Source organism: Shewanella sp. MF05956 (genome assembly GCF_059758055.1).
The window spans coordinates 54503-67211 of record NZ_JCAYNV010000018.1 but is presented as its reverse complement, the minus strand read 5'-3'; the positions used below and the strand labels follow the sequence as shown (position 1 = coordinate 67211).

At 42.4% G+C, this 12709-nt stretch carries 7 protein-coding genes; 3 read left to right on the top strand and 4 right to left on the bottom strand.

Features of this window, described 5'->3' with window-relative positions:
• Positions 1 to 63 precede the first annotated feature (63 nt).
• The 3 genes from mfd (at position 64) to AC19MX_RS17820 (ending at position 5624) form a co-directional block, all read left to right on the top strand.
• On the top strand, positions 64 to 3588 hold the full coding sequence (gene mfd / locus AC19MX_RS17830) for a transcription-repair coupling factor (protein ID WP_432403826.1): 3525 nt from the start codon (positions 64 to 66) through the stop codon (positions 3586 to 3588).
• Positions 3588 to 4592 (top strand): peptidoglycan binding protein CsiV, encoded by a 1005-nt coding sequence (locus AC19MX_RS17825; RefSeq protein ID WP_432403828.1) that lies wholly within the window; start codon positions 3588 to 3590, stop codon positions 4590 to 4592. The genes mfd and AC19MX_RS17825 overlap by 1 nt, the downstream gene beginning before the upstream one ends.
• A gap of 390 nt (positions 4593 to 4982) precedes the next feature.
• Positions 4983 to 5624, top strand: coding sequence for a TetR/AcrR family transcriptional regulator (locus AC19MX_RS17820; RefSeq protein ID WP_432403830.1), 642 nt, complete (start codon positions 4983 to 4985; stop codon positions 5622 to 5624).
• Positions 5625 to 5700: 76 nt separating this feature from the next.
• Here AC19MX_RS17820 and AC19MX_RS17815 read toward each other — a convergent pair whose 3' ends face one another.
• The 4 genes from AC19MX_RS17815 to AC19MX_RS17800 form a co-directional block, all read right to left on the bottom strand.
• Positions 5701 to 8130 (bottom strand): outer membrane protein assembly factor BamB family protein, encoded by a 2430-nt coding sequence (locus AC19MX_RS17815; RefSeq protein ID WP_432403832.1) that lies wholly within the window; start codon positions 8128 to 8130, stop codon positions 5701 to 5703.
• Between the two features lie 62 nt (positions 8131 to 8192).
• Entirely contained in the window at positions 8193 to 9257 is a 1065-nt protein-coding gene (locus AC19MX_RS17810) for a VOC family protein (protein WP_432403834.1), read from the bottom strand.
• 145 nt (positions 9258 to 9402) lie between these two features.
• Positions 9403 to 10170 carry an SDR family NAD(P)-dependent oxidoreductase gene (locus AC19MX_RS17805; RefSeq protein WP_432403836.1) on the bottom strand — a complete coding sequence of 256 codons (768 nt, stop codon included), beginning with the start codon at positions 10168 to 10170 and terminating at the stop codon, positions 9403 to 9405.
• Positions 10171 to 10278: 108 nt separating this feature from the next.
• A complete protein-coding gene (locus AC19MX_RS17800) occupies positions 10279 to 12699 on the bottom strand; it encodes a TonB-dependent receptor (RefSeq protein WP_432403839.1) in 2421 nt (806 codons plus the stop codon).
• Positions 12700 to 12709 lie beyond the last annotated feature (10 nt).

Below are 12709 nucleotides of genomic sequence, written 5' to 3'. Positions count from 1 at the left end.
ACCGCGTAAACATAATGGCGTTTCAATACAAATTGACAGCAAACGGAACTGAAAAAGATTTTAATGAAACAATTTAGTGTACTCACGCCGCCGAGTGTAAAAAAAGGCCAACAAATGCAAACTTTGGCAACATTAGGTGGGGTATCTCAAGCCATCACCTTAGCCAAGTTAATTCAGCAACATTCTGGTACCAGCCTAGTGGTCACCCACGACACCCCAAGTGCGTTGTCGCTTGAGGTAGAGCTAAGCTATTTATTGCAACACAGCCAAGTTAATGTGTGCTTATTTCCCGACCGTGAAACCCTGCCTTACGACAGTTTTTCACCACATCAAGATTTGATTTCTCAGCGACTCGAAACCCTCGCCAATATTAGTCAAAGCCAGCACAACGTGGTTATTGTTCCAGTTAATACCTTAATGGTGCGCCTGCCGCCAAAATCATTTATGACCGCCAATGTCATGGTGCTCAATAAAGGCGACACATACAGTTTGCAACAAGCAAGACAACATCTTACCGACACAGGCTATCACTTAGTAGACCAAGTGTATGAGCACGGTGAGTTTGCGATCCGCGGTTCTATCATTGATATTTTCCCTACTGGCTCTCGCCAACCACTGCGCATTGAATTATTTGATGATGAAGTCGAATCGATTCGATTTTTTGATGTCGACACCCAACGTTCTGGCATGGCGCGCGATGCCATTCGCATGTTGCCAGCAAAAGAATTCCCAACAGACAGCCACGCTATTGAAGGCTTTAGACAGCGCTATCGTCGACGCTTTGAAGTGATATCAAAAGAAGCAGAGTCTGTTTATCAATTGGTTAGCCGCAATTTGATGCCCGCTGGCATTGAAAACTACCTACCGCTGTTTTTTGATGAAACCGCAACACTATTTGACTATTTACCTAACGACAGTCAATTAATTACCCTAGGTGATATCGATAAAGCCAGTAAAAATCATTTACACGAAGTGGCGGTGCGTTATGAAGACAGACGCATTGACCCATTAAGGCCGCTGCTGGCGCCGCAAGAATTGTATTTATTGCAAGATGAATTATTTGCCGCATTCAAACCGTTATCGCGCACGCAAGTTATTCAGCAAATCCATGCTAACGACACCGACAATGCCGGTCAGCCTCTAGCGCAAATCGATTTACCAGCACACGCCATTATGGCCAATGTTGAAAAACTGCCCGACATTAATGCCAACCACAAACTCAAGCAGCCTTTAATTGCGCTGCAAGAGTACAGCGCGACACAGTCGCAATTATTGTTTAGCGCCGAATCCGAAGGTCGCCGCGAAGCCTTACTTGAACTGTTTGCCAAAATTGGCATTAAACCCAAGCTGTTCGATCATTTAAATGACTACCTCGCAGCCAAAGATGCCATCGGCTTAATGGTATCGCCGCTCAGCCGTGGTTGTGTATTAACAGACACACCAAGAGGTATGGTAAGCGTTATTTGTGAAACAGAGCTGTTCGGCCAACGAATTTCACAGCAACGTCGCCGCGAAAAGCAGAAACAAGTCAGTTCAGATGTCTTAGTTAAAAACTTAGCCGAGCTAAAAGTCGGTCAGCCTATTGTGCATTTAGAACACGGTGTGGCGCTTTATCAAGGTCTTGAAACACTTGATACCGGTGGCTTAGTCGCCGAATACTTAAAGCTAGAATATTCAGGCGGCGATAAACTCTATGTGCCAGTGTCATCACTGCACTTGATCAGTCGCTTTAATGCCAGTGGCGACGGTGACGCCCATTTAAACAAACTGGGAAATGAAACCTGGGCAAAAGCAAAACGCAAAGCCATTGAGCGTATTAGAGACGTTGCGGCAGAGTTATTAGATGTGTACGCCCGTCGTCAAGCTCGCCCAGGTGAAGCCATGGCCATTGATGAGCAAGAATATGCGCAATTCAGCCAGGGGTTCCCTTTTGAAGAAACCGTCGACCAAGAAACAGCGATTCATGCCGTACTGGCAGACTTACAAGCCCCGCTGGCTATGGACCGTCTGGTGTGTGGTGATGTGGGCTTTGGTAAAACCGAAGTCGCCATGCGCGCGGCGTTTGTCGCCGTAAATGCAGGTAAGCAAGTGATTGTATTGGTGCCGACCACCCTATTGGCGCAACAACATTACGAAAACTTTAAAGACCGTTTTGCAGACTGGCCTATCGTCATCGAAGTGATGTCGCGTTTTAGAACCACCAAAGAGCAAAAAAGTGTCGTAGAGCAACTGTCTGAAGGTAAAGTCGATATTGTTATTGGTACTCATAAACTATTGTCAGCAGAAGCCGACTTTAACAATTTAGGTTTGTTGATTATCGATGAAGAACACCGTTTTGGTGTGCGTCAAAAAGAAAAGATTAAAGCATTGCGAGCCAATGTGGATATTTTAACCCTTACCGCCACACCCATTCCACGCACACTTAACATGGCCATGTCTGGCATGCGTGATTTGTCGATTATCGCCACGCCACCCGCAAAACGTTTAGCGGTAAAAACCTTTGTGCGCGAATACGACAAAGCCACTGCGCGCGAAGCCATTTTACGTGAGATATTACGCGGCGGTCAGGTATATTATTTACACAACAATGTCGAAACCATTGAAAAGACAGCACAAGACATACGCGACTTATTACCCGAAGCTCGTGTAGTGACGGCCCATGGGCAAATGCGCGAACGCGATCTTGAAAAAGTGATGTCAGACTTTTATCACCAGCGCTTTAACGTGTTGGTGTGTACCACTATTATCGAAACGGGTATCGACGTACCCAGTGCCAACACCATTATTATCGACCGTGCCGATATGTTTGGTTTAGCCCAGTTACACCAATTACGTGGTCGTGTGGGGCGCTCGCATCATCAAGCTTATGCTTACATGATGACGCCGCATCCAAAACGCATGACACCCGATGCCCGTAAACGTCTTGAAGCCATTGGCGCATTAGAAGACCTTGGCGCAGGCTTTATGCTTGCCACCCAAGATTTAGAAATTCGCGGCGCAGGTGAATTATTAGGTGATGAGCAAAGCGGTCATATTTCTAAAATTGGTTTTAGCTTGTACATGGAAATGCTCGAGTCTGCAGTTAAAGCATTAAAAGAAGGTAAAGAGCCCTCACTTGCCTACATGATGAGCGCCAAAGCGGAAATCGATTTACGTATCCCTGCTTTGCTGCCTGAAGATTATGTCAGCGACGTCAATATGCGCTTGTCACTTTATAAACGTATCGCCAATTGCGAAAACGATAATATGCTCGACGAGCTTAAAGTCGAATTTATTGACCGTTTTGGCATGTTGCCGCAGCCAACGCGTAATTTAATGGCCATTACCTTGTTTAAACATCAAGCAACCGCACTGGGAATCGTTAAAATTGAAATGCATGCCAAAGGTGGTAGCGTTGAATTTGGCCCTGAAAACTGCGTTGATCCAATGTTTATTATTGGTTTGTTGCAAAACCAGCCACAAATCTATCGAATGGACGGGCCAAATAAGTTAAAGTTCACCATTCCTGCTGAAACAAGCAAAGAGCGTCTTGAATTAGTCAATACCTTGCTTGAACAGTTCGCTAAACACCAAACTGGAGACAAATAGTGCTTCGTAAATTTGCGATGTCTATCGCCGCTATCACAGCGCTATCCCACAGCTTTTCAGCCCATGCAGAATCATGGTTTGAAGTAGAAGTATTTGTATTTGAACGCCAACATCCATCAGTTGAAAAATGGCTCGATGCATCACCACCCAAATTAGCCAATAATACTGTCGATATTATCACTCCGGTGATCAGCACCGACATCACTGGCGTTGCTGTGGGACTCAATGGTTGTTCGTCTACCGACTGGGCCAGTGACACCAGCAACTGCAACGACCCTAAAGTGAGTAATAATATTGCCACTCACCCAAGCCAGGTGCCTTTTAATATTGGTGCAAGTAGCCCACAATCGGCTTACTTAGGTCAAGGTCCATTATTGCTGGCACAAAGCCAAGGGCAATTTAGCGATATTATTCGCACCATCAGTCGTGAACCCTATGTTAAAGGTTTAGTGCACTTAACCTGGCAGCAAAATATGCAGTCTCGTCGAGCGGCAAAACCGGTGCGTATTTTTGGTGGTAAAGATTTCTCTAAAACTTTTGATTACCACGGCTTAAGCGTGAATAAACCCGCAGACAGCAGTAACAGCATGCCTGCAGGTGATTACAGTGCATTGGGTGGGTTTTATGATGCACCGAAAATCAGCCCTGTGTGGGAATTAGATGGCTCAATTAACATTTACCTAAGCCATTACCTGTACATCGAAAATAATTTGGCGTTGCGTAAACCAACCCAAAAAATGATTGAATCGACTCCTGCTGCGTTTAACGAATACGCTGCATTAGATATTGATGGTAAAAAGCAATTAGCCCCTTACCTGCAAAGTATTCCGTTAATTCAAAACCGCCGAGTAAAAAGTGGCGAGTTACATTATTTTGACCACCCACAAATGGGCATTGTGATGCAAATTCGTAAAATGGCGCAACCTACCAACGTAAAGCCTATTGATTTAACTGTGCCTCGTTCTGTGAGTAACGCCACCAGTTCAGACTTTGGCTCAAATTAGCTTCTATTATTAAGATATTAATTTGAGTTAAAACAAGAGAGACTAAAAGGCGTTTAATCTGTTGATTAAGCGTCTTTTGCATTTATATCGATAACTTATTTATCAAAAGCTGTTCTCAACTTGACGTGGCATTCACACTTTCGCAAGTATCTATAAAATATAAGTTTTAAAGTAATCCTCCTGTGCAAACAATGTAAATATGACACATTATTCAAATGATATAAACGAAGTATATCTTTTAGATAACATGAATTATTTGACGCTTATACTTCTTCAAATGTAGTAACAACACGCTGAAAATAGTTATACTGATTTTCTAAAGCGAATGATGAACTTTCTATTTAATCCAGCCCATTCATGAATTAGCAGCATAAAGGTCCCGTCTACAGTATGGCTACAGTAAAGAAAAAAAGAACTCGACTTGCTCCTGATGTTAGAAAAGATTTAATTCTAGATAGAGTAGCTGATATTGTTGCAACTGAAGGCGTATCATCGTTAAGTATGGATCGTATAGGCAAAGAGGCTGGAATAAGTAAATCGCTGGTTTATTCCTATTTTCCTACTATTAAAGAAATGCTTCAGACGTTACTTAAAAGAGAATACGAACGTTTAAGAGCTTTACAAGACCAGGCAGCTCAAAGTGCTGAAACATTTGAACAATTAGTACGTCGAGTCACAACCGCTTATTTAACCTATATGGAAGAACGTGGACTGATCCTAGATAGATTAACCGCTGAACCAAACTTGACAGATATAAGCGATCCTACTGAGTTTAGTCGAGACACCGCCGTACGGCATTTAGCCAAAATTGTACGGGATCATTTTGATATTGATATGGAGATAGCTTTGCCGGCAGTCGATATCTCTTTTGGTATGCCAGCGGCTGCGGGACATTATTTGATTAAAAACAATGTGCCACGCCAAACGATTGAAGACATTACCGTTGCGATGATTATTGGCAGTATAGAAGCATTAGCAAAAAGCTATAAAACCTCATTTAAGCTTATCAAGAAAAAACCAGTACAAATATAAAAATGACTGCGTTAGTTTTTAAATAAAAAAAGCCGAATCGATGATGATTCGGCTTTTTCTATTACTGTGATGGTACTTAATCTTCTAAAGCATAAGCAATAACATAACCGCCTTTACCGTCTACCACACTTTGAGAATCAGAGTAGGTATTGGATTTAGGATCTCGCGGGTAACGCCAGCTTGGGTTTGGTACAGTCACAATTAAATACTGCTTACCGTTTTTGTTCGACAAGTAAGACATTGGTGTTGCTTGACCATTGCCCGGTAACGCGTCAGACCATTTCAGTTCACCAGTACGTATATCATAAGCACGTACAGTACTGTCCATCGTCGAACTAATAAAAGTCAGTCCGCCACGTGTTGTTAGTGTACCAGCGCGTACAGCAGTACCAACATCAAAAGGTAAGCCAGAACGTATTCCAAATGGTCCTGAATCTTTCATACTGCCTAATGGTCGACTCCAAAGCAGCTCTTTTGTATTAAGATCTATCGCAGCAATCAATGACCAAGGAGGTTCAAAGCAAGGCACTTGTGAACCGATGATTGACATAAAGGGTAAGATTAATCCGTAATATTTAATACGAGCATAATCATAGGGATCAGTCGGATCTGGTTCACGGCTTACTGGCATAGGCGCATTAATATCCATTCTTACAGCAGGATGCTCTTCACCCAATAATAATGCAGCTCTAGGACCCGCTTCAGCAACTCGTTCTGGTGATACGGCAATAAGGGTATGTGCAAGCAACATCGGAGCGGCAATTAAAATACCATTGTCTGCGTCTACTGAAACACTGCCCCAATTAAAGCCACCAAAATTCCCCGGTGCAGCCAATGTGCCTTCTGGCGTCGGCGGAGTAAATAGTCCGTCATAGCGCATTCGTTTATACATTATGCGGCAGACTAGTTGATCTACAGGTGTTAAACCCCACATGTCTTTTTCAAAACGATGCGGATGAAAGTTAGGTAATGGCGATGACGGTTGTGTGGCAGATAAGTATTCATCAATCACAGGGTTTTGTGGTACTGGCTTTTCTTCGATGGGATGAACCGGAGTGCCATCTCGTCGATCTAACAGAAATATCTCTCCTGTTTTAGTGGGTACGGCGACAGAAGGTACCATTTCACCTTCACGTTCTACGTTAACCAATACAGGTTGAGCCGGAACATCGTAATCCCAAATATCATGATGAACCGTTTGAAACTTCCATTTAGGCTCGCCTGTTGCGCCTTTTAATGCCACAACTGACGATGACCATTCGTCATCAAAATCACGTCGAGCACCACCAAAGTAGTCTGGATTGGCATTACCTGTCGGCGCATAAATGAGATCTAATTCAGCATCGTAACTCATTATCGACCATACATTGGGTGTACCAGGCGTGAATGTTTCGCCAGCTTTAGGTTCGCCATAATAACCTGGATTACCTAAATCCCATGCCCAGGCAAACTTACCCGTATCAGCATGATAGGCACGAACTACACCCGATGGTAAACCAAGATCTTGTGAGTCTAAAACAAGCCCGCCCACCACAAACACATCATCGGCAACCAATACTGGTGAAGTAACATAGTATTGTTTTGCTAAATGCTCACCTAAACCTTGGCGGAGATCGACAATGCCGTTATCACCGAAATCAGTACATAACTCACCAGTTTTGGCATTGACGGTTAATAATCTAGCATCAACCGTACCCGTAACAATTTTAGTTGGGCATTGGCCTTGATAATCTGGAGGGGATTCGTAATAGCTTATCCCGCGGCACGTACGTGCGTATTGATGTGCATCAGGCACAACCGCTTTAGGGTCATAACGCCATAACTCTGTACCCGTGTCACTATCAACTGCCATCAAGACATTTTGAGCACCACAAATGTATAAAGTATTGCCCACTTGCAGCGGGGTCATTTTAAAATCTTCGGAAACACCGGTGCGGTAGCGCCATACTTCTTTAAGCCCACTTACTGTGTCTTTGTTGATTTGATCTAATTCAGCAAAGCGAGTGCCGCCATCGGTATTACCGTATTGACGCCAGTCAGTTATTGGCTCACTTTTGGCTATATCGCGAACGGTACCTGTACCATTTTGCTCATAACCTTGCAGCGATGCTACGGTTAATAATAAGATTGTTGCTATGCTAGGCAATGCTATCCAGCGATGGCGATAAGTTGTTTCGGTTTGGATTAATGTAGAGCGATACCAAGGTGTAATAAACCATAAACCTAAGCCTAACCATGTGGCTAAACGGGGAAGTAACGCTAATAAGTATAAGTGTGATTCATACACTGACCAACATAATGATATCAGCAGCATTAGGCCGTAAAATTTTGCTGCATTGGGATTGTGTTTTATCATTAAGTAAGCAATGACAATCAAACTTATGCCCGTGATCACATAATAAAAACTGCCACCAAGGTAGCCCAGATAACCGCCACCCAAGGTTAAACATAGTCCGATGACTATGAATACAATGATGACAAACCAGTTAATAATTCTTGCTAGCATAATGAGCTAATTCTCCGACAATACTTTTACAGGGTCTTTGGTATTAAATTGGTTGAGGTTATTTAAGTACCATTATTTGCAAATTGTTTAGCTGAAAAAATAGAGTCTGTGGGTAAGGATTGGAAACCCAATAAATTACCGTCTACATCACGACCAAATAAAATGTCATTACCATCTAATGGCTGATTCTCAGACACAATTGTTCCGCCTGCTTCAAGCAGTTTCTCTTTTGCTTTAGCGAGGTTAACGACATCAAAAACAATCATATTATATCCAAGTGCGTCAATAGGACGTGGTGTGTCTGAAGAGGTCGGAGCTGGGTTGTGGTATTGAATAATCTCGAGTTCTAAATTACGAACTTGAAACCAAGCCATTTCTAATTCAGTTTTGTCAAAGCCTGAAACTTTATCGACTTTCTCACCTTTTAGCGCAATCAATCGGCCTGCTCGTCGAGGGTTTTGAGTCTCTAACAAGTGGGAGTAAAATTTAACTGCACGCTCCATATCTGTGGTTGCTAACGAGATGTGTCTAATACGGTATTCATTACTCGGTGGAGTGGGTAAATTCAGTGCCGCAACATCAACATGCTCAATTTCAACCATGATGTTGTCGTGATCCCTCGCATATGCGTAATAAACAGGATTTTTAGGGTTAATTTGTATCATTTCGGCGGCGCCGATATGCGTCGCACCAGCAGCTAAGAATTTATCATAAGCCTTAGTTGTTTCATTTACTTGAAAACAGACATGAGCAATTCCAGGGCCATTTGCGTCGACAAATTTATGTGAGTGTGCTGAATGTGAAGTTGTGCCAAAATCCATAAAACGTAATTGGGCGTTCACACTGGCCATTAATTGAGTGTTAAGTTGAGTATTCTCTCTACCCGTAAGCGTATTAATTACCGGGCTATTATCAATCGTGTCTTGGTGAGCGATTTTAAGGTCCATTGCTTGCTGATACAAAGTAGAAGCTCGTTCAAGATTGCTTACTGTCATGCCTACATAATGAACACCGGTAATAACAGGATTACTGGCTTGTACCGGTGGTTGAGTCAACCAGTAGTAACCGCTGAGTACGGTTAACAACAGAAATATGATTAAACCCACAATAATTTTTATAGTACGCACGATTTTTCCTCTCTTGTTCAATATACCCCCATTAAACACAGATTATGCCTTAATAAGGGGGGGGAATAATATATTACGCCTTATTACTGGTTAAAGTGTCAATAGCGAGTTTTTAACACCGTATTTGTGGCGACGTAATTAAGGATCAGTAGTTCACCGTTTTAATTGCTCCACCATCAACTCGTAAGTTTACCGCAGTAATATTTGATGCTGCTGGGCTTGATAAAAAAGTGATCGCGTTAGCTACTTCGGTTGGTGTACCCATACGATTAAAGACCGACACAGCACATGCACGTTGATATAAATCAGGCTGTTTTTGTTTAACCATTTCCCAAAACCCTTGTTCGTGATGTATGGGACCAGGCGAGACTAAATTGACTCTAATATTGAATTGACCTAATTGATTTGCTAGCTGAGTGGCGTAAGACACTAACGCGGCTTTCATCGTGCCGTATTCAACTTCGCTTGGCATATTAGCTGTCATCACCGAGGCAATAGAGGCCACATAAACAATGGCAGGTTGGTTTCCTTTTTTTAAGTAGGGCAGTGCTAATTCAGTTGCACGAATATGTTGTAATAAATCAACTTCAAAGGTGTCTTTCCAGCGCTCTATCCCTTTAGATTCAATACGGGTTGTTACGTTACTGACGAGTATGTCTAATCCGCCAAGTTGCTGAACCGACTGCTCAAACCAATTTGCGTATGCCTGTTCGTCAGTAACATCAACTGACTGACCTGTTACGCAAGTACCCGCTTTATTCCATTCTGTTAAGCTTTTTTCTAAAGAAGCTAAGCCTCTAGCACAAGTGGCAACTTGCATGTTTTCAGCGACAAAGTTATCAATAACTGCTTTACCAATGCCTCTGCTTCCACCCGTTACGATCGCGCGTTTACCGTTTAAATTTAAATTCATATTGTGTATCTTCTATCTGAAAAAATTAAAAAATCTAGATAAGTAGTAACGCCAACATTTAACAGAGGGCGATACTATTTACTGTAATATCCATTGCGTCAGTTTTTATTATTCAAAACGGTACTGAAATCTCACCCCATATTGAATCGGGTCTAAAATAGCGGGTAAGCGGAATCTACCCGTTAATGAGTTTTCTACAGATAAGCCTGTGACTGAGTCGTTATTGCTGACATTCTTCACAAACGCTTCAACTTCCCATAGTTTGTAAGTGTCTGAAATTGATACGGTAAAATCAGTCTGGTTCCAGCTGTCAATGTTATCTGTAGACGTGTTGTATACGCGGGCATAGAAATCGTCCTGCCAGTATGTTTGTGCAAGGTAGGTAATTTCTAAATCGTTGAAAATCCCGTGAGTGTACTGCACGCCGAATTGAATTGAAGATTCTGGTGCATAAGGCAAAGAATTACCTTTAACATCTGGCGCTATTGCCGTGCGACCTAAGCTACCGTCTGGTGTTGAGAATGTGCCGGTGATTTCTGAATCAAGTAATGCCACATTCAAATTAAACATTAAATCGGCAATTGGCATTGCGACAAATTCAAACTCAGCACCAGATACTTTTGCATCTGTGTTATCTGTAATCGCTGCGCCGGTTCCACCTTGCTCTAATGCACCCAGTTGAATGTCTGAGTAATCATAGTAAAACACGGTGACGTTAGCTTGTAAGCGGCGATCAAGCATGGTGTTTTTGGTACCAAACTCAATAGAATTAATATATTCAGCGTCAAATGCTTTTTTGCTTGCACCACCTGGGTTTAAGCCGCCAGCTTTGTAACCGCGGGCTAATGTACCAAAAAATAGTGTGTCATCAGTAAAGCTGATATCAGCGTCGTAGCTTAAGCCAATTTTTCCGGTGGTTTCTTGCCAGTCATTTTCTAAATACTCAAATGCGGTTGGATCGAAGCCTGGTTGTAAAAAACTTAACGGAGACACGGTTTGTGTTGACTGACTCTTCTCTTCATTTGAATAGCGAATACCCGTTGTTAATTTAAGCTTTTCGGTTAAATCAAAGTAGGTTTCACCAAAAATCGCCCATGAGCTTGTATCAAGTTCAGGCGTGCGAGTGTCAAACTCATGGAATTCATTTGGAAGACGCAGTGCCGAAGCTAATAAACTAAGATAAGGGACGAAGGTGGCGACTCTTGAGTCTGATTCATAATTTAACCAATAGACCCCAGCCGTGTAGTTGAAATTAGCATCTAAATCAGACACGAAACGAAACTCTTGGCTATATTGCTTTGATGTCGCCTCTAGCACTTGTACCGCTTCGTAATTGCGAGTGCCTTGTAATACAACATCATCATTGAAAACGTAATTAACAGGGATCAAAAAAGCATTAGACCCATTGGCATTATCGTAATCTCGTTGACCAGCATTGTCTCTATCATGATATGCAGTTACGCTGGTAAATATACCAGAATCAATGACATAATTGAGTTCGAAAGAGACTAGCAAATCATCGGCTATAGCGATAGGGTCATTATCAAGATTGACTTTATGCGGGTCATTAGGGTTAATTTTTATTGACCCATCTGGATTGGTATTAAAAAAGTCAGATCTAACAATAGCGGCTGATGCACCTAATGCAGCCTTAAGATTACCGTCTAAATAGTCTGAATCAACAAATTCAAAGCCAGTTTTGTCAGAGGCACAACCTAAGATGGGATCAGAGATACAACGCACACCTCGTCGATTAGAGCGGTTGCTATCTTCTTTATAATATTGCGCAAATAAAGTGGCATCAAGTGCATCACTGAGCTGAAATGCTGTTGTACTTCTAACAGAGAATTGGTCACGACCGTCAATGTCATTACCCGTGGCAATATTTTCGGTAAACCCATCTCGTTTAACGGTGTTAAACGCAAACCGTTGTTTAATATTGTCGCTAATGGGGATATTGACCATGCCAACAGTACGAAGGCTGTTGTAATTACCAACCTCAACGTTAATGCTGGCTTCAAAATCTTCTGTGGGGCGTTGCGTGATCATATTCACTACACCCGCAGTGGTATTGCGCCCGTATAAGGTACCTTGAGGGCCACGTAATACTTCAATGGTCTGTAAATCATAAAACTCATTTGACGCTGACGGAGCCGTTAAATATATCCCATTAACATGAACCCCTGTGCCAGATTCTGCTGATGCGCCAATTGCATTATTTCCCACGCCGCGAATATTGTAAGTGCCGCGATCGGTAAACATTGCATTCGGTATAGCAAATTGAATGTCATTGGGTTCTTCAATATCTTGGCGGGCTAATTCATTTGCATTAAATGCACTAATTGCAATAGGCGTTTCTTGCAGAGTTGATACCCGTTTTTCAGACGTGACAGTAATGACTTCAATTTCAGTCTGTTCTTTTTGTGCCCCATTAGATTCAGCTGCAATTGCTTGCGCAATAGACGATAACGCAAATGGTATAGCCATCACTGTACCAATGATTTTTATTTTTTTTATATATGTAGTCATACGTAAGTGC

Coding starts and splice junctions, on each gene's coding strand:
- mfd (WP_432403826.1), top strand. CDS start 64: ATGAAACAATTTAGTGTACTCACGCCGCCGAGTGTAAAAAAAGGCCAA.
- AC19MX_RS17820 (WP_432403830.1), top strand. CDS start 4,983: ATGGCTACAGTAAAGAAAAAAAGAACTCGACTTGCTCCTGATGTTAGA.
- AC19MX_RS17815 (WP_432403832.1), bottom strand. CDS start 8,130: ATGCTAGCAAGAATTATTAACTGGTTTGTCATCATTGTATTCATAGTC.
- AC19MX_RS17800 (WP_432403839.1), bottom strand. CDS start 12,699: ATGACTACATATATAAAAAAAATAAAAATCATTGGTACAGTGATGGCT.
- AC19MX_RS17805 (WP_432403836.1), bottom strand. CDS start 10,170: ATGAATTTAAATTTAAACGGTAAACGCGCGATCGTAACGGGTGGAAGC.